This is a genomic window from Marinobacterium sp. xm-a-127 (assembly GCF_013283425.1).
Lineage (GTDB): Bacteria > Pseudomonadota > Gammaproteobacteria > Pseudomonadales > Balneatricaceae > Marinobacterium_E.
This window is the reverse complement of sequence record NZ_WBYH01000001.1, coordinates 482809-508655: the sequence shown is the minus strand read 5'-3', so window position 1 is coordinate 508655 and position 25847 is coordinate 482809. Positions and strand designations below refer to the sequence as shown.

At 50.1% G+C, this 25847-nt stretch carries 21 protein-coding genes, 1 tRNA gene and 1 pseudogene; 6 read left to right on the top strand and 17 right to left on the bottom strand.

The window, feature by feature from the left end; translation table 11 throughout:
* Positions 1–7 precede the first annotated feature (7 nt).
* From XMA127_RS02440 to XMA127_RS02425, 4 genes are read right to left on the bottom strand one after another with little or no spacing between them, the layout of a single operon-like run.
* Positions 8–871 carry a Tim44 domain-containing protein gene (locus XMA127_RS02440; protein WP_173480433.1) on the bottom strand — a complete coding sequence of 288 codons (864 nt, stop codon included), beginning with the start codon at positions 869–871 and terminating at the stop codon, positions 8–10.
* An 18-nt stretch (positions 872–889) separates the two neighbouring features.
* The gene (locus XMA127_RS02435; RefSeq protein ID WP_217361980.1) at positions 890–1804 is read right to left on the bottom strand and encodes a DMT family transporter; all 915 of its coding nucleotides are present in this window, start codon (positions 1802–1804) and stop codon (positions 890–892) included.
* Entirely contained in the window at positions 1801–3495 is a 1695-nt protein-coding gene (locus XMA127_RS02430; protein ID WP_173480432.1) for a TrkA family potassium uptake protein, read from the bottom strand. The genes XMA127_RS02435 and XMA127_RS02430 overlap by 4 nt, the downstream gene beginning before the upstream one ends.
* Positions 3492–3875, bottom strand: coding sequence for a DUF6394 family protein (locus XMA127_RS02425; RefSeq protein WP_173480431.1), 384 nt, complete (start codon positions 3873–3875; stop codon positions 3492–3494). Before XMA127_RS02425 ends, XMA127_RS02430 begins: the two co-directional genes overlap by 4 nt.
* A gap of 141 nt (positions 3876–4016) precedes the next feature.
* On the opposite strand from XMA127_RS02425, the gene XMA127_RS02420 reads away from it, so the two are divergent.
* Positions 4017–6761 (top strand): insulinase family protein, encoded by a 2745-nt coding sequence (locus XMA127_RS02420; protein ID WP_173498876.1) that lies wholly within the window; start codon positions 4017–4019, stop codon positions 6759–6761.
* Positions 6762–6770: 9 nt separating this feature from the next.
* Here XMA127_RS02420 and sbcB read toward each other — a convergent pair whose 3' ends face one another.
* Positions 6771–8216 carry an exodeoxyribonuclease I gene (gene sbcB / locus XMA127_RS02415; protein ID WP_173483880.1) on the bottom strand — a complete coding sequence of 482 codons (1446 nt, stop codon included), beginning with the start codon at positions 8214–8216 and terminating at the stop codon, positions 6771–6773.
* Between the two features lie 81 nt (positions 8217–8297).
* Between sbcB and XMA127_RS02410 the strand changes: the two genes are divergently transcribed.
* The gene (locus XMA127_RS02410) at positions 8298–8717 is read left to right on the top strand and encodes a YchJ family protein (protein WP_173483879.1); all 420 of its coding nucleotides are present in this window, start codon (positions 8298–8300) and stop codon (positions 8715–8717) included.
* A 98-nt stretch (positions 8718–8815) separates the two neighbouring features.
* On the opposite strand, the gene phbB is transcribed toward XMA127_RS02410, so the two are convergent.
* A complete protein-coding gene (phbB, locus tag XMA127_RS02405; protein ID WP_173483878.1) occupies positions 8816–9565 on the bottom strand; it encodes an acetoacetyl-CoA reductase in 750 nt (249 codons plus the stop codon).
* 255 nt (positions 9566–9820) lie between these two features.
* Entirely contained in the window at positions 9821–11155 is a 1335-nt protein-coding gene (locus XMA127_RS02400) for an MATE family efflux transporter (protein ID WP_254442786.1), read from the bottom strand.
* A gap of 75 nt (positions 11156–11230) precedes the next feature.
* On the opposite strand from XMA127_RS02400, the gene XMA127_RS02395 reads away from it, so the two are divergent.
* Positions 11231–11947: a 16S rRNA (uracil(1498)-N(3))-methyltransferase gene (locus XMA127_RS02395; RefSeq protein ID WP_173480426.1), complete on the top strand. Its 717-nt coding sequence runs from the start codon at positions 11231–11233 to the stop codon at positions 11945–11947.
* 10 nt (positions 11948–11957) lie between these two features.
* On the opposite strand, the gene ampD is transcribed toward XMA127_RS02395, so the two are convergent.
* On the bottom strand, positions 11958–12494 hold the full coding sequence (gene ampD / locus XMA127_RS02390; RefSeq protein ID WP_173483373.1) for a 1,6-anhydro-N-acetylmuramyl-L-alanine amidase AmpD: 537 nt from the start codon (positions 12492–12494) through the stop codon (positions 11958–11960).
* Between the two features lie 101 nt (positions 12495–12595).
* On the opposite strand from ampD, the gene nadC reads away from it, so the two are divergent.
* Positions 12596–13435, top strand: a complete 840-nt coding sequence (gene nadC, locus XMA127_RS02385; protein WP_173480425.1) for a carboxylating nicotinate-nucleotide diphosphorylase — start codon at positions 12596–12598, stop codon at positions 13433–13435.
* Between the two features lie 581 nt (positions 13436–14016).
* On the opposite strand, the gene yacG is transcribed toward nadC, so the two are convergent.
* The 6 genes from yacG to pilB all read right to left on the bottom strand — a co-directional run bounded on the left by yacG (position 14017) and on the right by pilB (position 20107).
* On the bottom strand, positions 14017–14223 hold the full coding sequence (gene yacG / locus XMA127_RS02380; RefSeq protein ID WP_173480423.1) for a DNA gyrase inhibitor YacG: 207 nt from the start codon (positions 14221–14223) through the stop codon (positions 14017–14019).
* 16 nt (positions 14224–14239) lie between these two features.
* Positions 14240–14842: a dephospho-CoA kinase gene (gene coaE / locus XMA127_RS02375; protein ID WP_173483877.1), complete on the bottom strand. Its 603-nt coding sequence runs from the start codon at positions 14840–14842 to the stop codon at positions 14240–14242.
* Positions 14842–15240, bottom strand: a complete 399-nt coding sequence (mutT, locus tag XMA127_RS02370; protein WP_173483876.1) for an 8-oxo-dGTP diphosphatase MutT — start codon at positions 15238–15240, stop codon at positions 14842–14844. Before mutT ends, coaE begins: the two co-directional genes overlap by 1 nt.
* A 21-nt stretch (positions 15241–15261) precedes the next feature.
* Positions 15262–16476: a bifunctional glutamate N-acetyltransferase/amino-acid acetyltransferase ArgJ gene (gene argJ, locus XMA127_RS02365; protein ID WP_173483367.1), complete on the bottom strand. Its 1215-nt coding sequence runs from the start codon at positions 16474–16476 to the stop codon at positions 15262–15264.
* A gap of 631 nt (positions 16477–17107) precedes the next feature.
* The gene (locus tag XMA127_RS02360) at positions 17108–18355 is read right to left on the bottom strand and encodes a type II secretion system F family protein (protein WP_173483875.1); all 1248 of its coding nucleotides are present in this window, start codon (positions 18353–18355) and stop codon (positions 17108–17110) included.
* 36 nt (positions 18356–18391) lie between these two features.
* Positions 18392–20107: a type IV-A pilus assembly ATPase PilB gene (gene pilB, locus XMA127_RS02355; RefSeq protein WP_173483874.1), complete on the bottom strand. Its 1716-nt coding sequence runs from the start codon at positions 20105–20107 to the stop codon at positions 18392–18394.
* Between the two features lie 272 nt (positions 20108–20379).
* On the opposite strand from pilB, the pseudogene XMA127_RS11755 reads away from it, so the two are divergent.
* Positions 20380–20476 (top strand): annotated as a pseudogene (locus XMA127_RS11755) (prepilin-type N-terminal cleavage/methylation domain-containing protein); the annotation flags it as partial.
* A 362-nt stretch (positions 20477–20838) separates the two neighbouring features.
* The gene (locus XMA127_RS02345; RefSeq protein WP_173483873.1) at positions 20839–21192 is read left to right on the top strand and encodes a hypothetical protein; all 354 of its coding nucleotides are present in this window, start codon (positions 20839–20841) and stop codon (positions 21190–21192) included.
* Positions 21193–21808: 616 nt separating this feature from the next.
* On the opposite strand, the gene XMA127_RS02340 is transcribed toward XMA127_RS02345, so the two are convergent.
* From XMA127_RS02340 to dnaG, 3 genes are all read right to left on the bottom strand, one after another.
* A tRNA-Ile gene (locus tag XMA127_RS02340) sits at positions 21809–21885 on the bottom strand.
* A 62-nt stretch (positions 21886–21947) separates the two neighbouring features.
* Positions 21948–23780, bottom strand: coding sequence for an RNA polymerase sigma factor RpoD (gene rpoD, locus XMA127_RS02335; RefSeq protein ID WP_173483872.1), 1833 nt, complete (start codon positions 23778–23780; stop codon positions 21948–21950).
* Positions 23781–23921: 141 nt separating this feature from the next.
* Positions 23922–25838 (bottom strand): DNA primase, encoded by a 1917-nt coding sequence (gene dnaG, locus XMA127_RS02330; protein ID WP_173480409.1) that lies wholly within the window; start codon positions 25836–25838, stop codon positions 23922–23924.
* Positions 25839–25847 lie beyond the last annotated feature (9 nt).

Sequence of the window (25847 nt, the reverse complement as noted above, 5' to 3'; positions counted from 1 at the left end):
AAAAAACTTAAGAAACCTGCTCAATCCCGACCAGAGTCCAGTTTCCAGAGTCTAAATCCGCATCTCGACTGAGGTGCCATGCTTCTGCAAACGGTGTAGTGGTGGCCGAACCGTTTTCACGAATTTCACCTTCAAAATAGAGGCTTACAATGTGTTCACCCAACAGCGTTTGGAAGTTAGCCAACTCAACATCAACTGACAAAACCTCAGTTACTTGGTTTTCTGGTAACACCATTCGATTGGTTTTAAGCGACTGCAATAGCTCTGGTGAGGTGTAAGAAGAGATCTCCTGCCAATCTTGACGATCCCATGCACTCTGCAAATTTTTGAAGTGATCCTTAGCGCCGGCCAGGAAAGCGTCTTCATCAAACCACTCAGGCGTATCAATCTTAGCGAACGTCGCGCTCATACCTGAAGCGTTTGAAGCACCACCCAATCCCTGTTCAGCATTTCTAGCCATGGGTACTTCATTCGGGGCGTAACCTCCCTGAGAGGCGCCAGCATAAGCAGCCCTTCTTTGCGACCCGAACAGTTTAAACAGCATAAAGATGACCAGACCAATCAACAGCATATCCATCAGCTGGATACCCTCAAAGGCACCACCGAAAAAGAGAGCTCCCAGAATACCGCCGGCCAATAGTCCACCCATTAAACCACCCATACCCGCTTTACCGCCTGCCGTTGAGGTCGGTGCCGTTTTTGATCCGGTTTGAGAAGGGGCAACCTGTTTGGTCGGAGCCGGAGCCGCCTTCTTAGGCATGGAGTAGCTTTTGCCCAAGCTAAAACCGCCACCAAAACGTTTAGCCTCCGCTTGATGGGGAATAGCTGCCACCAAACAAAATGCAAACAGGAGCGTAAAGAGTTGTTTCATTATTTTATAAACCTCAGATCAATTAACGGTTTTAGTACGGTTTTGTCGAATACCTGCTATCACTCGTCTTACGACGGCCAACCAGATGCCGAGCACAATGAGGGCAATTCCGATTAAATGGAAGCTGTGCATAGTCTCATTCAACACCAAGATAGACAAGAGGGTACCGAATACCGGAATCAGATAGATAAACAGCCCAGCGGTCGACGCTCCCAACTGCGCCACACCACGATTCCAGAAAGAGTAAGAGAGTATCGAGGGAAAGATAGCAATATAGACCACAACCGCCCAGACCGGCGTCTCGAGAGTCGGCACGACAAAGCCACCCTGCTCAAACAGTGCGAATGGGAAGATCACAAGCAAACCAATCAAAACCGACAGCCCGAAAAAGGTGAACGGCTCTAGCTCTTTAGGTTTGAACTTTAAGGTGATCGAATAGAGAGCCCAAGTCACAATCGCAGCCAATATCCAGACATCCCCTGGGTTAAGGTGCAGTGAGGCAATTCGCTGTAACTCACCTTGGGTAATCAGTACAAGAACTCCCATTAGTGAAGCCGCTATCCCTAACCACTGCAGCCCGCCCACAGACTCTTTGAAAAAGAGTCGGTTCAAGAGCAAAATTAGAACGGGAATAATTGCATGCATCAAGGTCGTGTTAGTAGCGGTGGTCGTCTCAACCCCCAAATAGATGAAAGTATTGAAACACCCCACACTGGTGAGTGATAACCAAAAGAGCAGTGGAAAATGCGCTTTTATAATCGGCCACTGTCGAATCGCTTTGGGCAGCCAGAAAGGCAATAGGATCAAAAAGGCGAGTCCCCAGCGTAAAAATGCCATCAATAGTGGGTCGGCAATATCAGCCACTCCTTTAGCCGCGACATGATTACCCGCCCAAAATAGTGGCGTTAAGATCAACAATAGATAGGCGATCAACGTGCATTTCCTTTAGCAAAATAACTCAACAGACCGTAATGCGGCTCTTCACCTGTCACAACGTAATTGAGAGTACGAGCGTTCTCAAACAACCAGCGCTGTTGAGACAGGTCCGCCCCTCTCCCGGCAAACAGGATCTGATCTCCCAACTGCAGCTCAGTCAGCTCACCCGGCTCGATCATAAATTGACCACCACGCTTCACCAGCAGAGCCAAACATTTCAGCTCCTTTGCTCGATCTGCTGGGGATTTGAGTAGTGATCGTAACGTCAGGATCTGACCAGATTCTATCCACTCTTTTACAGCAGGCGTCTCATCGCCCAGTGTAAAGGCTTGAATGCGAACCTGGCCATCACCTACCAAGCGATTGAGGCGCTGAATAAGCTCTCTGGCATCCACTTCATCAAGCGCCATCGATTGGTCTAAAAACTCAGCTAGCAAGGGTGTACGGAGATGAGCCAGAATGCGACTGGCAATGGTACGTCCTGGGTTCATGACAAAATCGGCTTTAAGTCGCTCAAAAATTAACTCATTAGAGTCCAAGTTTTGGCGAACAACCGTCTGCAACCTAGGATTTAATTCGCGAGCGGTCATGATAATCGACAGATTATCCGCATCATTACCGGTACCGGCAATAATACCCACCGCCCCTTCAACACCCGCTTGAATCAGGGTAGACGCCTCAGTACCTATACCGACAATCGATGTGGGCTCATCACCTCTGAAGCTATCCATATGAGGATCCACTAACGTAATTTCTGTCCCCTCAGCACGCATTGAGCCAGCTAACGCGCGACCAAAGCGACCATAGCCACATAAAATCCATCGACCCGATTGATGCTTATAGGTTGATGCGATTGAGCGGTGCTCAGAGTAAATTAGCCAATCAACGATCAGGTGCTTTTGCGGGCTGTGGGCCGCTAGGCCAAGGTACTCGGCAAACTGCTTAAAGGGGTCAACTACCAGATCGGTGCCAAAGGAGTAGAGGTTGGCAGTGGTCGTATCATTTTCGCTGCGGCTCACCACAATGCGTTTCGGATAGAGCAGCTTGCTGGCAATCGAGACCGACAGATTGACGTTATCATCATTGGTCAGGGCCAACACACCCAGACAACTTGAGTTCTGCAAACCGGCCAGATCGAGATTTTCTGGCAGTGAAGCATCGGCACATAGACCCACCACCGGCAGTGAATACTGTTCAAGTTCTAAAGCATCAATTCGGCTCTGATCGATATCGATGACCACTGACTTGATACCCTGTTGCTCTAGTCCAGCCACCACATCTCGGCCCGTTGTGCCAAAGCCACAAATTAGATAGAAGGGCTCTCGAATCGATCGAACTTGATGAGCAAAACGGCGAGTGCGCAACAGACGCGAGAATCCTTGATCTTGCAGCACACTCAACATGGCACCGATGGCATAGAGCCAAGCAATGACGGTTGCGTAGATGCAGACCAGGGTCCACATCCGCTGAGCACTGGTGAATGGGTAAGGAATCTCACCAAAACCGATGGTGGAACCCATAAACGAGACAAAGTAGAAGGCGTGGAAGAAATCCATACGCCAAGGCTGACCCTGATCATCAAGCCCAGGTATTAAAACAAACCCAAGCACAGAGACGGCGTAAACGCCGATTAGAACGCTCAGGGGCAGTCTTAGCCGCCTAAGTAGAATATAAAGCAGTGTATTCATCGACGAATCGACGCACTCTCAACCACTAGCAGAACCACCGACACAACATTCGCCACCAGTGCACCAGCAGCAAGCGACACAATACTCGCCATCGTCCCATCCGTCATTCCCAGTGACGAGATCTGCTCGGCATACGCCCAGACCACCGCAGCTGCAATCAATTGCAAATCGGCAACCAAACTGGTCGCCAGCAACAGTGCTCCAAGGTGGCTGCGGTCACCAAACTTCAACACCGTACAAATTAAACTAACTACCAGGGCCAAAAAGAGCTCAAACACTTCATGATGTGCAGGATTATCGATATCCCCAAGAACAAAGCCGACATTCAGCGTCAGGGCTAAGATGATAAAGAATCCAAATACAACCTTTTCACGGTTCATCAACAAGCGCTCCCAATAATCCAGTTAGTCAGCTTAAAACGTATTTCTGTTCAACATCTTAACGACGTTTAAGTTAGGCTTAATATTAATGACTGAAGCTAACACTTATCGTGACTGTTTATCTAGGGGGTATTTCACATCGTGATCAAGAAATCGATCGTTTCTCTTCTATTTCTCGTTTTTTTATCACTGTCGTCGATCGTTGGTGCCGACGTAATCAAAAGCCTCAACGACACTCGTGAGTATCGAATTCTTGAGCTGGACAATCAGTTAAGAGCATTGCTGATCTCGGATATGCAGAGCGACAAAGGAGCCGCCTCCTTGAATGTACAAGTAGGTAGTAGCGCCAACCCACCGGAGCGTGCAGGACTGGCCCATTTCCTAGAGCACATGCTCTTTTTAGGCACCGAAAAATACCCAGAGGCGGACGCCTATCAAGCGTTCATTAACTCTAATGGCGGCAGCCACAACGCCTTCACCGCCTACGATGATACGAACTACTTTTTTGATGTCCGAGCAGAGGCGTTCCCAGAAGCGCTCGATCGTTTCGCTCAATTTTTCATAGCACCACTCTTCACTGAGGCTTACGTGGATCGTGAACGAAATGCCGTCCACTCTGAGTACGAGTCAAAACGGCTGGATGATGGACGTCGCATCTACGTGGCTAAAAAAGAGGCGATGAACCCAGAGCACAACTGGACCCAGTTTTCGGTCGGCAACCTCGATACTCTGGAAAACACGCCAGAGAACCCCATCCGCCCCGATTTGATCGACTTTTACAACCGTTACTACTCGGCCAATTTGATGACACTAGTGGTCAGCGCACCGCTCTCTTTAGACGAACTAGAGACGCTAGTAACTCAGCGTTTCTCTAAGGTTAAAAACAGCAACGCCACGCCCTACAGCGATGCGGTGCCGCTGTTCACAGAGAACGAGATAGGTCGTGAGATTCGCATCAAAACCCTCAAAGAGAGCCGCCAACTAACGCTCACTTTTCCTGTTCCCCCCAGAGAAGGTTACTGGAAGAAAAAACCGCTCTACTTTATTGCAAACCAAATCGGCTATGAGGGCAAAGGGTCACTCCTCTCTTACCTTAAGGATGAAGGTCTAGCCGACAGCGTCGGGGCTTGGATTGGCATCGATCAACCCGAACAATCGACCTTTGATATCCATATCGATCTCACCCTAAAAGGTCTGGAGCAGAAAGAGCGTGTGATTGAGGCAGTGTTTAGCAAAATTGAGCTTATTAAACAGGCCGGTGTTCAACAGTCACTCTTTGATGAACAAGCTCTTCTTGCGATGAATGAGTTCCGATTCCAGCAGAGTTCAGAACCGATCCACAACGTGATGCGTCTTTCTAAGATGATGGTGGACTACCCTGAGGCTGAATTGATCAGGGCCTCCTACGCGTTTGATCAGTTTGATGCCGCGTTGATTAATGACTACCTCTCGTACATGACGCCGGACAACTTAGTGCTAGGCCTCTATTCACAGCAGGTTGAGACCGATCAGCAAGAACCTCGATATGAGATCGACTACAGCATTAAAACGATCGACTCCGCCCTTCTAGAGCGCTGGAAGAGTCCAAAACTCATTCCGGCCCTCAGCATTAAACCCTTGAATCCCTATATTGCTGATCAGTTCGATCTTCTCGAAGAGACGCAAGCAGAGTTGCCTGAGACTGTTTTTAAAGAGGGTAATCTCACTGCGCTGCACAAGGTTGATGTCAGCTACAAGCAGCCCAGAGGAGCAATCAATCTGGCGATACTGTCGAATAATGCTCAGCCTGATGCAGCCGCATCCGTCGCCAATTCACTGTTGACCGACATGATCAATGAACAGCTCAACGAAGCGCTCTACGATGCCGCACTGGCTGGACTGAACGCCGAGATCTACCCTCACCTGCGAGGCCTATCCATTAAAGTGAGTGGCTACAACCAGCGTCTGGATCGGTTGTTAGAAACACTGCTCAGGTCTCTGAGTATGCCTTTGCAGGATGAGGCGTTGTTTGCTCGATTGAAGCAGAACCTTAAAGAGGATCTTGCCAACAGCCTTAAAGAGAAACCCTACAACCGAACCTTTGCCCTGCTCTACCAAGAGTTATTGGATAATAGCTGGAGCAGTGAAGAGAAACTGGCGGTGATTGATTCGATGACACTGGCTGATCTTTCCAAGCAGAGAGAGAAACTGCTTGCTGAAGGTCAGTTAAAACTGTTTATCCACGGTAATATCAGTCGTGAACAAGCCGAGCTGATCAGCTCAACCGTTCACTCAGCACTGTCTGCGATGAAACCCGCTAATGTGAACCCGATCAAAGCGAACAGCCTAGATGATGGAGAGACAACTAAATCGATCTCGGTCGCTCATACCGACTCCGCACTGCTGCTCTACCTTCAGGCGGACAGTGACACGGCTCAAGCACGCGTGGAAACCGCTCTGATCAACGAGCTTCTGTCGACACCGTTTTACACTCAGCTGAGAACAGAGCAGCAACTGGGCTATGTGGTCTTTACAAACCTTCTACCTATAGGTGAAACACCCGGAGTCGGTTTGACCGTGCAATCTCCGACGGCTGATTCGCAAGCGCTGAAACAGGCTTATAGTGATTTCTTATCGGGTTGGCGTGCAGGGTTAGCAGCAGAGCTAGAGCAAAACATCGAACAGTATCGAGCAAGTCTGCGCTCGCGAATTGCCTCACCCTCCAAGCGGTTGGCGGATGAGACTGAAAGACTCTGGCGAGAGATTGATCGTGACAACCTAAACTTTGATACCAGAGAGCAGCTTCTAACCGCGTTAGACCGTCTGACGCCTGAGCAGATACTCAAACGCGCAGATCAGCTGCTTGAACGTAAACTTTGGATAGAGGCTAACCCTGAGCAATCTTAGTCATACTCTCTAAGGTTCAAAGGGGTAGATCGACTCCGCATAGAGGGCGATATCTTCCAATATCGCCCTTTGCTCAGCCGTAGTCTCCGGTAGTTCAGCAATGCGATTCAGCTCTGCATAGAGTGCTTCAAAGGTGAGGTAACCACCGGTGCCTTTCAGTAGCTTTTGCGCTCGAAACTCCTCCCAACTCAACTGTTCCTCATCGGTTAGGGTTTCTGGGAAATTTCGAGCTTTATACCGCAGCAACATCTCCTCTAGACGGGGATCCTGAAACGGCAGCTGTAATTCGTACAAGCTCTCTTCATCCGCCTCACGCACGCGATCGATCAGTTTTTTGTCATCATTGGAGAAGAAGCCACCAGAGTAGATCTGCAGATCAGGGTCAGCAATCGCATCGCGATCCTCTTGGTAAACCGCCATCAGTTTCTCTCGGAGATTGGGTTCATTGCGCAATAGCGCCAAATGCGCCCGACATTGATCGCCATCAATGGCAAACTTTGCCGGTTCATCACCACGCAGCATGTTGGCCGGTGCCACAATCGGGCAACGATTGGCATGCAGTAACTTCAGAGCTAATTTAGGGGTATTCTCATCACGCTGATCGCGCGGGAGATAGAGATTCTGTTTAATCTGCTCGGCAGTCAGTTCAAAAAGCGGGGCTGGGTCGTGTCGTAGATCCCAAACAATGCTGGCATTCTTGTTGGTTGGGTGCACCGCAATCGGGGCAACAACCGCCATATTGCCTTGCTCTACCGGGTAACGTGATGAGACGTGTAACACCGGCTTCATGCTTTGCGGATCGATCAGTTTTTGAATCGCCAATTTGGAGCGATGACGAATCACATAATCAAATAGCTTGGGTTGTCTCTCTTTGACCAGCTTGGCCATCGCAATAGTGGCGTAGACATCAGAAAGCGCATCGTGGGCACTGCCATGCTCAATGCCGTTGGCCTTGGTCAGATCTTCCAGACGCAAACTCGGCGTGCCATCTTCGTAGCTAGGCCAAACGATTCCGTCGGGACGCAGTGCGCGAGTGAGACGCAACATGTCGATGATATCCCAACGAGAGCAGCCATTTTGCCACTCACGCGCATAGGGATCGTAGAAATTGCGATAGAGGGTATTTCGCGTCACCTCATCATCAAAGCGGATTGAGTTGTAACCGACACCGCAGGTACCCGGCCGTGCAAGTTCTGCATGAATCCTTGCGATGAACTCGGCTTCACTAAGCCCTTTCTCTAAGGCGATTTGTGGCGTAATCCCAGTAATCAAACAGGCCATCGGGTGCGGCAACATATCATCGGCAGGACGAGCGTAGATCATCACAGGATCCTCAATGATATTGAGGTCGGCATCGGTCCGAATACCAGCAAACTGCATGGGACGATCTCGTTGTGGATCGGTTCCGCTGGTCTCGTAGTCGTGCCAAAAAAACGTCTCGTTTTGCGCACTCATCTTCGCATCCTTGATGAAAATTGCTGATAATAGCGTTAAGAGTAACAGGCCCTTTCCATTCTGGCTAAGAGAGTTCTAAAAATGCTAAACAATCCTACTGAATCAAACTGCCCCTGCGGCAGTGGCGCCCCCTTTTCAGAGTGCTGCCAACCCTATCTAGCCGGCATCGCAGTCGCACCCACTGCTGAAAAGCTGATGCGCTCACGCTACACCGCTTTCTCTGTCGGTGCTGTGGACTATTTGATCGATACTTTAGCGCCAGAGCGACGCTCACCAGGTGAAGCGAACATGCTGGCACAAGAGCTTCGCTCAACCGAGTGGGTGAAACTGGAGATACTGGATACGCATGAGGGTGGACCTCTGCACCAAAAAGGACAGGTCGAGTTCAATGCTCACTTTAAAGCGGCCGATGGAAGAGCTGGGGTACTGCACGAACGATCCAATTTTCGCCGTGACGCTGACAAATGGATCTATGTGGATGGCGACGTTGAAGTCAATTGAAGGAAAGTGATGTCAGACGCACTGACTAGGCCTTTAAATACGCCTTTTGAAAAAATTGCGTCTGACATCGATTAATCCCTAACTCTATTAGAGAGGGATTAGAACATGTGTAGACCACCGTTCACTGAGAAGTCCGCACCGGTCATGTAACCCGACTCTTCGTCAGCAATAAAGGCTACCGTGCGACCGATCTCATCCGGTGTACCGAAACGTTTAACCGGAATCGTTGAAGTAATCTTATCCTGAATTGCCTGATCAATCTTAGCCACCATTGGGGTTAGGATATAACCTGGTGACACCGTATTGACGGTAATCCCTTTAGCAGCCACCTCTTGCGCCAGCGCCTTAGTAAAGCCGTGGATACCCGCTTTAGCTGCCGAGTAGTTTGCCTGACCAAACTGACCCTTCTGAGCGTTTACAGAAGAGATATTGATGATGCGACCAAAGCCCTTCTCAAGCATTGGGTTAATCACTAGGCGAGTCATGTGGAACATACTGTCGAGGTTGGCGCTAAGTACTTCGTCCCACTGTTCCCAGCTCATCTTCTTGAACTGACCATCGCGAGTAATACCCGCATTGTTGACTAGGACATCAACTGAACCACCAGTTAGCCTTTCAACCGTCGCAATACAATCAGCACAAGACTCAGCATTGGTAACATCACCGTAAGCGACTTCGATCTCGTAGCCATCTTTGCGTTGCTCCTCTTGCCAAGCTTTGGCTTTCTCGTGATTACCACCTGAGTTGTAGCCGGCAACGACTTTAAAACCAGCATCAGCCAACTTACGACAGATGCTGACACCCAAGCCACCGGTACCACCAGTAACGAGTGCGACTTTTTGACTCATATTATTCACCCTTGTGTTGTGATCGACTCTTAATGAGGCGATTGATATGCAGGGAATTGACCTCTCTTTTTGCGTTCTGCGATCCATTCCCTGTAAGAGAGAAATAGAAAAACATAGACCGTGGAGGCTTTAAAAACCCTACGTTAGATAAGTAATTACTCTACTTTTTAGAACCTGACAAGTCTTAATGACTGACTATGAACCAAAGTAGTGAATCAATTTAGACTAGAGAGATGACAGCTAAATGACGTCAAATTAGACCCTATTGAGGGTACGGATCATCCAGAACCAAGCGAACAGAGCCGTCAGAGCATTGGCAACCACCAGACCGATGAAGAGCCCTTTAAGGTCGAACAGGGTGCTACCAAGCCAGCCAAGTGGAATGTAGAAGAGAAAGAGTCGAACGATGCTGACACGCATCGCATGATAGGGGAGATGCAGAGCATTAAAGCTGGACGAGCTGAGGAAGGTGGTCGCCTGAAATCCAAAGCCCAGCGGTACAATCAACATCCAGAGAACCAACCAGCGACCAACCTCAGAGTCGTTGGTAAAGAGTGGCACCCAAAGCCCTGCCCCCAAGGCTAACAGCAAGTAGATCAACAGCTGCCAACTCAGTGCAAAGAACACCGCATCACTGTAGGCAGACTTAACACGCGAGATCTGTTTCGCACCTAAGTTCTGACTTATGAAAGGTGGCAATGTCATCGACAATGCCAAACAGACCAGTAGGGCCAGAGATTCGATACGACTGCCTACCCCAAACGCTGCAACCGCAGCTGCTCCGTGCTGAGCAACAATCGCTGTCAGAATCCCGTTAGCCAAGGGTGTCATCATATTTGAAAGAGCTGCGGGCAGACTGATCTTTAAGACTGCACGCCAGTTTTTAAACAGCACGCTTGGGTCTAACACACCTAGCAGGATCATCTTTTTACGAACGAACAGCACCCAAATCGCTAACACAGAGGTGATCGCCCAAGCGATTAAGCTAGCAATGGCAGCACCCTGTATGCCCATCGCAGGAATAGCGGCCCAACCAAAAATCAGGATGGGATCCAGGATAAAGTTGAGAATTGAAGAGCCCAACATCAGCGCGGCTGAGGTGCGAGTATCACCCATCGAGCGGAAGGTGCTGTTACAGACCATGTTCAGAACCATAAAGATGGCCGCAAAGAACCAGACCGACATGTATGCGTCTATATAAGGGATCAGATACTCAGCAGCCCCCATCAACTCTACGATAGGAATCAAAAGAAACTGCCCGATAAAGCCCACCACAGCAGTAATCAAAACTGCCATCAGTAGGTTATCAGTCGCTAAACGTGCCACTCGCTGTTTCTCACCGCGACCGATCAGGCGAGCTAGAGTTGCAGAAGTCCCCACACCAAGACCGATGGCCAGACTGGTCAGCGAGAAGCTAATCGGAAAGGTAAAGGATAGTGCCGCCAGCGGCCAAGTGCCTAAGCGACCGACAAACCAAGCGTCTGCCAAGTTAAACAGCATCAGACTGATCATGCCGAACATCATCGGCACAGTCATGCGCACCAGTGTCGGTCTTATCGGGTCATTAGTCAGATCTGCAGCTTTAGACATGCGGGCACTATAACCTAGGTTCCCACGCACACCCAGCTTTGCAGTACACTATTACAAAATTTGTCAGGGCTTAATGTGAATTTACTGATTCTAGAAAAAGAGGATTTCACCTCCTCAACTGAGGTGCGCATCAGTGACCGTCGTCACCGCCACATGCTTGAAGTACAAAAACTAGAGGTCGGCGACACCCTAAGAGCGGGCGAACTGAATGGACTGATTGGCTCAGCCAGAGTGGATCAGATCGATTCTGAGTCGGTATCCCTTAAGGTTGACCTTCAAAAAGAGCCCCCCAAACCACTGCCAGCGACTCTACTACTGGCCCTACCCCGTCCAAAAATGTTGAAACGGACCTTTCAAACCCTAGCCGCCATGGGGGTAAAAGAGATCTACCTGATCAACGCCTATCGCGTCGATAAGAGCTACTGGTCAACGCCTGTCCTGTCAGAAGACTCGATCCGCGAACATCTGATTCTGGGTCTAGAGCAAGCTGGCGACACACAACTGCCCAAAGTGCATATCCGTAAACGATTTAAACCCTTTGTTGAGGATGAACTGCCAGCGCTGGTTAATGGGAAACGCGCACTGATCGCCCATCCCTACAACGCTTCACTCTGCCCTGAACCATCAGATGAAGAGACATTGATAGCAGTCGGTCCTGAAGGCGGATTTATCCCTTACGAAGTCGATCTGATGCAGCAACAGGGGCTAGAGGCCATTCACCTTGGGGAGCGGATTTTACGGGTCGAGACCGCTGTACCCGTGTTACTGTCGCGACTTTTTCCCATTAGTTAGCTGACAGTGATCAAAGGGCGTTTAAATAACGACCCCAATCGAAACAGGGTCCCGGATCGGTTTTACGTCCCGGTGCAATATCACTATGACCGGTGATTCGGTGTGGGGTAATCAGCGGGTAGTGGGTCAGCAGTTGCTCAGTGATCTGAACCAATTGGTCGTACTGCTGATCGGTAAAGGGTTGATCATCGCTCCCTTCCAATTCAATGCCAATCGAGAAATCATTACACTGTTCGCGTCCATCAAAACTGGACTGCCCGGCATGCCATGCACGCTTGTTAAATGGTACAAACTGAACCACACGCCCCGTCCGCTCTATAAGCAGATGGGCAGAGACCTCTAACCCCTCTATCTGTTGGTAGTAGGGGTGCTCGCTGCAGTCCAACTCATTACAAAAGAAGCGCTCTACCGCCTGAGTATTAAACTGTCCTGGCGGCAAGCTGATGTTGTGAATCACCAACAGTGAGATCTCATCACTAGGTCGCTCATTACAATTGGGCGAGGCGATCCAGTCGGCGCCTATGAGCCGGCCTGAAGGCTGATCGATACTGAAACTAACTGACAAATTGAACCCCGCTAACAGTGGCGATGCAGGTAAGATCACGTACAATACCTGCTCAAATCATATTACCCGAAGAGTCCCTGTCGATGCTAACGCTAGAAACCCTAAAGCCCACCATTGAAGCGAATGTCCGTCTTGCAATTGAAGAGGACGTCAGTACAGGTGACATCACGGCGGAGCTGATCCCAGAGAGCCAGCAGGCCAAAGCCGAGATCATCTCACGCGATCAAGCGGTGATTGCCGGCAGTGCTTGGGTCAATGAGGTCTTTAAGCAGGTCGATCCGACCGTAGAGGTAGATTGGAAAGTGGCAGATGGGGACTCCGTCGCACCGAACACACTGCTCTTCACTCTAAAAGGTTCGGCCAGAAGCCTATTGACCGGAGAGCGCGCAGCACTGAACTTCCTTCAAACGTTATCAGGCACTGCCACCCTCGCCAAACAGTACTCTGACAAGGTCGCCAACACCCCAGTTAAACTCTTAGATACGCGCAAGACACTTCCGGGGCTGCGTTTGGCACAGAAGTACGCCGTCACCTGCGGCGGTTGCTACAACCACCGCATCGGTCTGTTTGATGCGTTTCTAATCAAAGAGAATCACATTCTAGCGGCCGGCGGCATTGAATCCGCCATCTCACAAGCCAAGTCCAACCACCCAGGCAAACCGGTGGAGGTCGAAGTCGAAAGCTTTGACGAGTTAAACCAAGCCCTAGAAGCGGGTGCAGACATCATCATGCTCGATAACTTCACTCCCGATCAGATGCGCGAAGCGGTTGCCTTGGTTGATGGCAGAGCCAAACTGGAAGCGTCCGGCAACATCACTGATGACACTCTAGTGAGTTACGCCGAAACCGGCGTTGATTACATCTCGATTGGTGCGCTAACCAAGCACTGCCGCGCGATTGATCTATCGATGCGGTTGGTCTAGTTCAGATAAGTAACATCGTAGGAGTGATCTTGCAGAGATCGCGATAGTGCCGGTGACTGGCAGGTAGACTTTACTGCCAATCTGGAAAACACCGATAAAGCAGATGACAGGCTGAAGCCAGTCACTGGTGTTTTTTAAAAAATTTTATTGCATACCAATCGCGGCCTTTTCAAGACCGCTCCAACAAAGTGACAGATACAAATCTCGTGCCGATTCGTCCACGTCCGATCGAGAGTGAGTACGATGGTTTTTCACGGTTAAGAGTTCAATCGGCTGAGGCTCGGATGGCCGAAGTCTGCAACGGAGGCAGGAGCCGACTTATTGCCATGGAAGGCATGTATTCCGTTAATGCAGGAGCAATTAACGGTTTGCAGTGTCCTATTGGACTTCAGTGAAAAATCATTGAACGGAGCGTGCCGAAGGTCGAAGGAGCGGGGTGTGTTTGATCCACAGGATGTGGTGAATGCCGAAAGTGCAGGAGCACACTTTCGGCGCTGCTTACTTTTTGCTGACCAAAAAGTAAGGTTGATCGCCTTTAGGCGATTAGAAAGTTCTGGCTTTAAATGAGTTTGCCAACAAACTCAATGCCGAGTCGGTGTATGTTCAAACTCTTCAGGACTCATACCCGAACTGAAATCCTCAATATCCGGCTGAGTCGCGACCTTGTATCCCTCGCTTGCCCACTCGCCTAGGTCAATCAACTTACAGCGCTCTGAACAGAATGGGCGGTACTTGTTTTCGGTGGAGTACTCGACCTTTTTTTCGCAGGTGGGGCATTTAACTTTCACAAGGGCTCCTGTCGGATTATGTCGTTTGTTGAGTGGTCAGCTGATGATAGAGCGCATCCACCTGAGAATAAAGCTCATCCAGGGTGCCGGTATTGCTGATCACATAATCGGCCCGATCAATTCGAGATTGACGATCCATCTGAGCGGCAAGAATCGAATCGACTTGAGCTTCACTGACACCGTCACGACTCAAGGTTCGCTGTCGTTGTACCTCGACCGGCACATCGATCACTAGCGATGCATCAATCTCTTGGTAGTGCCCGCTCTCAAACAGCAAGGGTACAACCACCAACGCGATTGGGGTCTCGGCGTTTAAGGCACGTTCCATAGTGGTTTGACGAATCAGTGGGTGCAACAAAGCCTCTAACCACTGACGCTCATTAGGATCTTGAAAGACCCTCTCACGCAGTGCCGCACGATTCAACCGGCCATCATCTTGAATCACTTCGGGACCAAAGTGCTGTTTAATCTGAGTCAGCGCCGGCTGACCAGGCTCTACTACTTCGCGCGAAATAAGATCGGTATCCACCAGTGTCGCACCGAGTGATTCTAAACGATCGGCGGCGGCCGTTTTACCGCTGGCGATACCGCCTGTTAACCCTAAAATAAACGGAGGCATTAGAGGCCCAATCTCGTTTTCAGTGCGGCGATAATCGGCAGATTCGCTTCTGGAAATTGGTAGGAGTCCATCTCAACAGGGTTGATCCACTCAATAGGTTGGCCTTCTAAACCGGACGCTTCGCCACTGAATGAGCTGACCACCCAGACATCCAAGACAACCGATTTATCACTGTAGTCGTGCTCAATACGGACCAGAGGCTCGCACTGCACAACCTCAATACCGATCTCCTCAAGCAGTTCACGCTTAAGTGCTGTCTCAACCGACTCTTCGGCCTCTACCTTACCGCCCGGAAACTCCCAAAGCCCGCCCTGGTGTTTATCATCGGGGCGCTTGGCAATCAGCAGTTGGCCTTGTAGATTCAGTATTGCGGCAGCGGCAACCAGTATCTGTTTCATAGCGATTATTTGAACAGTCTCTTATGAACGGTAGTCGGCATTGATCGACACATACTCTTTCGATAGGTCAGTCGTCCAAACCGTCTCGCTCGCACTACCTCGGTTGAGCACCACGTGAATCAGAATATCCTCCTCATTCATCACAGCCTGCCCCTGCTCTTCGGTGTAGCTGGCCGCTCGACCACCTTTCTCGACAATGCAGACATCGCCTAAGTAGATTTGCAGCGCGTCCAGATCAAGGTTTTCAATGCCGGCACGACCCACACAGGCCAAGATACGGCCCCAGTTAGGGTCACTGGCGAATAGAGCGGTTTTCACCAGTGGCGAATGAGCAATGGTGTAAGCAACATCCAACGCCTCTTTTGACGTTTCAGCCGAGTCGACACGGATCTCAACAAACTTCGTTGCGCCCTCGCCATCACGCACAATCAACTGAGCGAGTTGCAACATAATACGGTTAAAGGCTTCAACAAAGGCCGTTGCTGCAGCGCTGTCCGCCTCTATTCGAACCCCAGAAGCACCCGTCGCAACCAGAGTACAGCTATCATTTGTCGAGGTGTCGCCATCGACAGTGATGCGGTTAAAGGATCGTTCCGTCGCAGCACTCATCCACGACTGCAACAAGACCTGATCAATCTCGGCATCGGTCGCCACATAGCCGAGCATTGTCGCCATGTTTGGCATGATCATCCCTGCACCTTTGGAGATGCCGGTAATCGTGATGGTTTTGCCATCCACTTCGATCTGCTCAGAGGCTGCTTTAGCACGGGTATCGGTCGTCATAATGCCCCAAGCAGCATCCAACCAGTTGTCCTCTTTAAGATCGGCTAATGCCGCATCTAATGCACCAACGATCTTATCGACAGGCAGAGGCTCACCGATCACGCCCGTTGAGTAGGGCATCACCTGAGACTCGGCAACACCCGCGCGCTGTGCAAGCTCAGCACAGACCGCTTTAGCATCCGCCATCCCCTGCTCACCGGTACCGGCATTCGCATTCCCAGTATTAGTGACCAAGTAACGCACCTGACCCTTCGCCATATTGGCTTTCGCTAAATGGACAGGCGCCGCACAGAAAGCATTTTTGGTGAATACGCCCGCTACTGACGCACTCTCTGGAAACTCCATCACCACAATATCGCGACGCCCAGGCTTCTTAATGCCCGCACTGGCAATACCAATTTTGAAACCTGCAACAGGGTGAAGCGTAGGAAGAGTGTCAGGACCGACAGCCATGGAGAGTACCTCGGAGTTAAAATAATAGGCCATTATTTTAATGGGTTTGATCTGTGCCAGCTAACTATTTTTGTGTTGTTGTTTTGGGAAGATCAAGGGCAATCTATCCGACTGGCGTCGGCTAGCCTTCTTCTTTGTGTGAGCAAAGAAGAAGCAGGGCCGAAAGTGTGCTCCTGCACTTTCGGCATTCACCACATCTTGTGGATCAAACACACCCCGCTCCTTCGGCCTTCGGCACACTGCGCGCGATACTCTTTTTTTAACATCGAAAGGCACATTTCAGACAGATGATTTGCACCTGCATCATCTGCATACAAAACGTCGTGTTTCTAAGCCTGCTCCGTGCAGGCGCTGAAACTCTCGCCCATCCGGGGCTCGATCCTTTCAACGTCTTAACGAAAAAGAGCACCGTGCTCGTTCTCAGTCGGACGGGGACGACTGGCACGAGATTCGAATCAGGCACTTTGTTGGAGCGGTCTTGAAAAGGCCGCGATTGGTATTCATTAGAATTATCTAAAAGCATCAGTGACTGGCTTTAGCCTGACATCCACTCTTTCAACGTTTTCCAGATTGCCGGTTAAAATCTACCAGCAGATGACAGGCTGAAGCCTGTCACTGGAGGATAGTAAAACTATCCTCCTACAACCTGCCCAAGCTGGAAGATCGGTAGATACATGGCAACAACCAAACCACCGACCAGGGTACCTAGCACCACCATGATCAGCGGTTCTAACAGGCTGGATAGGTTATCAACGGCGTTATCGACGGAAGCCTCGAAAAACTCGGCGACTTTATCGAGCATGGAGTCGAGTGAACCGGCCTCTTCACCGATGGCGACCATCTGAACGGTCATCACGGGGAATACACCGGTCATATTGATCGCATTTTTCAAGGATTGTCCGGCCGCTATACCGTTGCGGATCTGCATGATGGCATCGTGGAACACCACGTTACCGGCCGCACCTGCACAGGACTCTAGAGCTTGCACCAAAGGGACACCCGCCGAGAAGGTCGTCGCCAGTGTCCGGGCAAATCGAGCAACCGCTGCGTTATAGAGAATACCCCCGATCACTGGGATTTTAAGACTGGTTCGTTCGACGGAGTCTCTGAACTTTTTCGAATGGATCATGCCGCGCCGGAAGAAGTAGCCACCGATAAACAACAGGCCTAGCACGTAGAGCCAATAGCTTTGCGCGATCTCAGAGAGATTAACAACGAACTTAGTAAAGGCGGGCAGATCGGCGCCGAAGCTGCCGAATACATCCTCAAACACTGGCACCACTTTAACCAACAGAATCGCGGTGACTAGAATACCGACCACAATAACCGCGGTTGGGTAGGTCAGTGCTTTTTTGATCTTGGCTTTAAGCGCTTCACTCTTCTCTTTGTAGAGTGCCAAGCGATCCAGCATCGCCTCTAGGGAACCAGACTGCTCACCGGCAGCGACCAACGAGACGTAGAGATCATCAAAATATTGTGGAAATCGTGACAACGCAGTTGATAGATCCGAGCCACCATTCACATCCGCACGAATGTCGTAAATCAGTTTTTTCAGTTTCGCCTTCTCAGCACCCTGACCGACGATATCTAAGCCCTGCAATAGTGGAACGCCCGAACGCATCATGGTGGCCATTTGACGTGTGAAAAAGGCGATATCGATCGGTTTAATCGGTTTATCTTTGTTCGAGAAGATCGAAACGCTCTGTTTTTTGACCTTATCGTAGTTGATCCCCTGCTTACGCAACTGAATCTTCGCTTCAGAGAGCGTCAACGCATCAACCGTACCCTTACTCTTGTTACCGGCTTTATCTTTACCGGTCCAAGCAAAGGTCAGAATTTTTGGCTCTTTGTATTTTTTTCGCGCTAAGGTCTTCGCCATTCAGAGTACTTCTATCAATCAATTAAGCGTCAATGATCAGTTCTTAATGACGCGGTTCATCTCTTCGAGACTGGTCAGTCCCTCAGCAACCTTTTTAAGTCCTGCTGTCCTAAGCGTAGCAAAGCCTTCACGTTTCGCCACCTCAAGGATGTCGAGCGACGAGCCATTCTCCATAATGCACTCAGCCACCGCCGGCGTCACTTCAAGCATCTCGTAGATACCGACACGCCCCCGGTAGCCACGGTTACAGCGTGGACAACCCTCTGGGTTATGTTCAAACAGGTGCAGATCAGCAAGTTGAGACTCTTCAAAGCCCTGATCTAACAGAGTCTCATGTGGAATATCGGTCTGTTTTTTACAGCCGGTGCAGAGTCGACGTGCCAGGCGTTGCGCTATGATCAAAGTAGCTGAGGTGGCAATATTGAACGACGCCACCCCCATGTTACGTAGACGCGTCAATGTCTCAGGCGCCGAGTTGGTGTGCAGGGTTGATAACACCATATGACCCGTTTGAGCCGCTTTAATCGCGATCTCGGCCGTCTCCAAGTCTCGAATCTCACCGACCATGACAACATCCGGGTCCTGACGCAGGAAGGCGCGCAGCGCTTCGGCAAAGGTTAAACCCACTTTTGGATTCACATGGACCTGGTTGATTCCATCCATGTTAATCTCGACCGGATCCTCCGCGGTGGAGATGTTTCGCTCCTCTTCATTGAGGATGTTCAAACCGGTATAGAGCGTCACCGTTTTACCCGAGCCGGTTGGACCGGTCACCAGCACCATACCTTGAGGACGTGCCAGAGTATCTAAATAGAGCTCACGCTGCCCTGGCTCAAAACCTAGGGCATCCACGCCCATCTTGGCACTGGAGGGATCCAGGATACGCAGTACGATCTTCTCGCCCCATAGGGTCGGCAGGCTGTTGACACGGAAGTCGATAGAGCGCTTCGCTGAGATCTTTAACTTAATGCGGCCATCCTGCGGCACACGACGCTCGGCAATATCCATATTGGACATGACCTTTAGACGCGCAGAGAGGCGCGCTGCCAGGTTTCTAGGCGGCGAGCTGACCTCTTGTAAAATACCATCGATGCGCGAACGGACACGGTAGCTCTTCTCGTAGGGCTCAAAGTGAATATCGGACGCACCACCATTAATGGCATCCAACAGAATCTTATTGATAAAGCGAACAATTGGCGCATCGGATGCGGCATCCTCGGCACTGCTCTCCTCTTTCGGCAGCTCCGTATCGCTCACTTCGAGGTTATCTAAGTCACTATCACCCAGATCGCCAAGGGAGGCAGAACTGTCCTCGGAATCGAGTACCATCTCGATCTTACGCGTCAGCTTATCCTCTTCCACCAATATCGCTTCGGTCGGAAGACCGCTAGTAAAGCGCATCTCATCAAGAGCTTTGATATTGGTCGGATCCGAGATCGCCACATAGAGACGAGAATTACGCTTCATCAGCGGCAGTGCGTGGTGGCGAACAATCACCTTAGAATCGACCACATCTTTAGGGATTACATCTAATGGGATCGCATCTAGATCCAATACCGGCAGACCAAACTCTTCAGATGCAGCACTGGCGGCACGACGGGCACTGATAACACGATTGGCAATCAGGTAAGAGATAAACGAGCGTTGCTCGGCACGCGCTTTAAGCAGAGCCTGTTGCGCAGTCTCGGCTGTAAACACACCGTCACTAACCAACCGCTTCGCTAAACCGCTCAAATTACTCGATGCCTGCACAGATGATTCCTAAAATACGTGTAACAAATTCTCTTTTCATTGCTCTAACTATGGCAAAGAAATCGAATTCTTGCACCTTTAAACAAAAAAAGTGAGTCAAATCATAGTTTTTCACATTTATTTAGAATTTTTTAAAATTTTTACTTGGAACTTCCCAAATCTGGTCTATGTTTAATACAACGGATTGAGAAGCCCTCAGGGAGGGTTCAAGTGGCACAAAGGATGTACCGCTTAATGTATTTAATAGTTAACTCACTGGAGAGTTTCTTATGATGAAGAAAACACAAAAGGGCTTCACCCTAATCGAATTGATGATCGTAGTCGCGATCATCGGTATTTTGGCTGCGATCGCGTTGCCGGCATATAATGAATATATTACTACATCTCGAAACAATTCTTGCTTGGCTGAAGCTAAAGGGCAAGCAAACACAATTGTTATTAGAGCATCGCAAAATGAGGCTTACACAGCGCTTGATTCTGATGCAGCTTGCGAATGGGGTACTGGAAATAACTCCGGTTGGACTACATCTGCAGCATCAGCAGCCATAGGTGTAACTGGCACGGAAAGCTCAGCTGTTTGTACACTATCTGGCAACGGTGCTGGCAACTGTGAAATTCAGTAGAGTCTAATAAATCATCAAGGCCGCATCTGCGGCCTTTTTCTTTGGTCGAGTTGTTCTTCCCCTCCCCTCATACTACACTGCGCCTCAATTAATTAATGAGGTCTCCCCTTGAAAAGCTATAAGCGTCTTACCCTGCTCATTCTGATTATTTTAGCTGCCGGCGTTACCTACTACATTGAGAGTGGCAAGCCGGAAGTGTCGCTGCAGACTCGTGCACAAGTTGAGGCGGAGCTCGCTAAAGACCCTACTTTCCCGGCACGTCCTGTTTGGTGGGATAAGGGGCATATCTTAGGGGTAGGTGTTCTACCCAACGGCCAAAACCGTAATAGCGACGCAGAACGCGTCTGCCAACTACTGACCCGCTATGACATCAAACCCGCCGAAGTGCAGGTGTTTGATGTACTGCAGATTCAAAATGATGATGAGTGGGTACAGATTGGTGGGGCGATTTGTAGCCGGTAGATGAAGCATCATCGGTGACAGGCCTTCAGCCTGTCATCCGCTCGTAGACTTTAAGACAATCTGGAAAACGCTGAGAAAGTTGGGTCAGAGCAGAGGTCAGACCCGCAGCGGCGTATCTAGTTTAGCACTCCGGTGTCTGACCTTTGGTCTGAAACCACTCTTCAATTAAACACCAATCTATCGCGGCCTTTGCAAGACCGCTCCAACTTCAAAATCAAAATGCCGAACTCGATCGGACGTGGACGATTGGCACGAGATTCGAATCTGGCACCCCGTTCCCCGTCCGACTGAGAACGAGCACGGTGCTCTTTTTCGTTAAGACGTTGAAAGGATCGAGCCCCGGATGGGCGAGAGTTTCAGCGCCTGCACGGAGCAGGCTCTGAAATGTGCCTTTCGATGTTAGAAAAAGAGTATCGCGCGCAGTGTGCCGAAGGCCGAAGGAGCGGGGTGTGTTTTCTTGCTTCTTCTTTGCTCACACAAAGAAGAAGGCTAGCCGACGCGAGTCGGATAGACAGCTCTTGATCTAGAGATAAAATGATCGCGACCTCTTCGAGATCGCTCCAACAAGAGAAAGTCGCGGCCTTTTCAAGACCGCTCCAACGGGAGCTAAAGAGAGTGGTGGGCCCAGCAGGACTTGAACCTGCGACCGATCGATTATGAGTCGAGCGCTCTAACCAACTGAGCTATGGGCCCTAAGAAGCGCGCCCATAATACCTAGCTGGTAATATGGGCGCAATAACTTATAAATCAAAGATTTATTCGTCGATGAAACCACGTAGGTGATCAGAACGACTTGGGTGACGAAGCTTGCGCAGTGCTTTCGCTTCGATCTGACGAATACGCTCACGCGTTACGTCGAACTGCTTACCCACCTCTTCTAGAGTGTGGTCAGTGTTCATATCGATACCAAAGCGCATACGAAGTACTTTTGCTTCACGAGCAGTAAGACCCGCCAAGACAGCACGAGTCGATTCACGTAGGCCTTCACCCGTTGCTGAATCGATCGGTGAGTCCATCGTTGTATCTTCGATAAAGTCACCTAGGCTCGAATCTTCGTCGTCACCGATTGGAGTCTCCATCGAGATCGGCTCTTTCGCGATCTTCAATACTTTACGGATCTTATCTTCCGGCATCTCCATACGCTCTGCCAGCTCTTCCGGTGTCGCTTCGCGACCCATCTCTTGCAGCATTTGACGCGAGATACGGTTCAGTTTGTTGATCGTCTCGATCATGTGAACTGGAATACGGATAGTACGTGCTTGGTCGGCAATCGAACGAGTGATCGCCTGACGGATCCACCAGGTCGCGTAGGTCGAGAACTTGTAACCACGACGGTATTCAAACTTATCAACCGCCTTCATCAAGCCGATATTACCCTCTTGGATCAGATCCAAGAACTGCAGACCACGGTTGGTGTACTTCTTAGCGATCGAGATAACCAGACGTAAGTTGGCTTCAACCATCTCTTTCTTCGCGCGACGTGAACGCGCTTCGCCGATCGATAACTGACGGTTAACCTCTTTGATCTCGGTTAGATCAATGTTTAGCTCCTCTTCAACGGCAACCAGACGACGCTGTGCACGTTTAAGATCATCTAGGCTTGCTGAGATCGCATCAGAGTATGGCTTACCCGCTTTAACGAGATCATCGAAGTAATCAGGATTAGTTTCGTTACCTGGGAAGGTTTTAATGAACTGATCGCGCGGCATACGGCACTTCTGAGTACACATACGCATGATATTGCGCTCTTGTGTACGGATGCGATCGATGTAGCCACGAACACGGCTAACCAACATGTCGTAGTAGCGTGGCGACAGCTTAACGGGAGCGAATACCAGTGCCAGCTCTTCTAGGGCTGCATCAAAGGCTGATGAATCACGACCTTTGCTCTCTGCTTTAATCAGTTTAGCCAGAGCCTCTTCGATGGCACCGAAACGTTCAGCCGCCTCTTCTGGGTCTGGACCACGATCCTTTTCTGAATCATCATCGTTGCTGTCGTCGTCATCCGAATCATCGTCTGTGTCTTCAACCTCCTCCTCTTCAGGAATAGGATTGTTATTGGCGATTTCAGCATCAGGATCGATGTAACCGCTGAACAAATCGCTTAAACGACCCTCCTCTTCAACGGTTGTTTTGTAGGCATCAAGCACCAAGGCAACACTGCCTGGGAACTGAGCAAGCGCCCCCATGACACCACGGATACCCTCTTCAATTCGTTTCGCAATTTCGATCTCGCCTTCACGAGTCAGCAGCTCAACGGTACCCATCTCACGCATGTACATGCGCACGGGATCGGTAGTACGACCGGCATCCGATTCCACTGCAGCAAGAGCGGCAACCGCCTCTTCGTCAGTATCGTCACCTGCATCACCATCGGTCATTAGAAGGGTCTCAGCATCCGGCGCAACTTCAGACACAGAGATACCCATGTCATTGATCATGCGGATGATATCTTCTACCTGATCGGGATCGGCGATATCTTCAGGGAGGTGATCGTTCACCTCAGCGTAGGTCAAATAGCCCTGTTCTTTACCTTTAGCGATAAGTTCCTTAAGGCGTGATTGCTGCTGTTCAGTGTTGTCAGACATTTAAAATCCTGTGTCTAGCCACGTTGGGCGCGCAAAAATTGCAAGCGCCGAAGTATAGCTAAAAAGTTCAACCTCTGCCAGTTAAAGACGGATTAACGGCAGGGTTATTAATAGTTTATAAATGGGGACAGAGCGAAGGGTTTACAAGGCCTTACGCGCCAAGAGTTGCGCCAGCTGTTGTTTCTCTTCGTTAGTCAGTGGTCGCTCACGCGAGAGACGTGTCAATTCAGCCAATTCGTGCTCGTATTTACGTGATAATAAGCGCCCCATGGCATCATCCAGCAACACCTTGGCATCGACATTGTCGAGCACTGGATCGACCTGTGAGATCTCATTAAGCATCAGCAGGTTGGGCGCCATTTCTGGGTCACGCTGCCAATCCAACAGAAGCGTACCCAGACTCGCATCGGGAGTGGTCTGCAGATAGCTGAGCAACTGCCTAAGCAGCGAAATATTCTCAACGTAGAGCCCTTCCAATTCGGTCGCCTGAACCACCTGATGCGCTAAGTCAGGACGGTGCAGCAGTATCGAGATTGCAGAGTTAACCAAGTTGATCTTAGTACTGATACCCGATCGCACTGGCCCTGAAGCTTGTGGAGTCTGAGAGGAGTAAGAATCTGAGGAGCTCGACTCCGATTCGAAATAGCGCGGATGCTGATACTCACCCGAGTCGTAATCCGGCATCGAATCTGACTGATACGAGGGCTTGGGTCGAGCAGCAGGTTCGGGAGCGATCGTCTCCACTTTGGAGTGCAGATTCGCGATGGTATCGAGCTGCTCTATCGTCAGACCGGTCATCTCGGCAACCCGATCCAACATCATCTGCTGCAGCACCGAGGTCTGCATGCTACGAATTTTGGGCAGCGCCTGGGTCGAAAATCGAGCTCGACCATCCATAGAAGTGAGATCGATGTTGTCACTCAAGGCTTTAAAGAAATACTCACTGAACGGCAGAGACTCATCCACTCGTGCCGTAAAGGCATCCAGACCTTCACTGCGCACCAGTGTGTCGGGATCTTCACCATCGGGCAGGAATAGAAAACGGGCTGTTAGGCCATCTTTCATAACCGGCACACAGGTATCCAACGCACGCTTGGCCGCTTGACGCCCTGCAGCATCCCCATCAAAACAGAAGATCACTTCAGTCACTATCTTAAAGATACGCTCGAGGTGCGCTTCAGTGGTTGCTGTACCCAAGGTAGCCACCGACCAGGTTAAACCGTGCTGCGCCAAACTCACCACATCCATGTAGCCTTCCACGATCAGCAGACGCTCTAATGAGCCGGTATGCTGACGCGCCTCATAGAGGCCATAAAGCTCTTTACCCTTATGGAAGGTATCGGTCTCTGGGGAGTTAAGGTATTTCGGTTTTTCGTCCGTTAATACACGTCCACCAAAACCGATCGTGCGACCACGCATATCACGAATAGGGAACATAATACGGTCACGAAAACGGTCGTAACGACGGCCGCGCTCTTCGTTCTCGACCATCAAGCCGGACTTTAGCAGCAGCGAATCGGCGTCCTCAGTCTCTTTGGCAATGTGTTTCTGCAGATTATCCCAACCCGGAGGGGCATAACCCAATTGAAAACGCGCAGCGATCTGACCACTTAGGCCACGCTCTTTCAGATAGGCTACTGCTTTGGCTTTGTCGCTATGATTGCGCAACTGCTGTTGGTAAAAGGCGTTAGCACTCTCGAGCAGATCGAACTGTTTCTTGACCTGTTTCTCATAAGCCACATCGCGCTGACGATCATGCTCACGCGGCACATCCACACCAACGGTACGCGCTAACTCTTCAATAGCTTCAGGAAAGTTGAGCTTCTCATACTCCATAACAAAACCGAGCGCATTGCCGCCAGCACCACAACCAAAACAGTAGTAGAACTGCTTATCAGGACTGACTGAAAACGACGGGGATTTCTCTTTATGGAATGGGCAGAGTGCGGAGTAGTTTTTACCGGCACGCTTAAGCTTGATACGCGAATCGATCACATCAACGATGTTTACTCGCGCTAAAAGGTCATCTATGAAGTGCTGCGGAATTCTTCCTGACATTCAACTGCT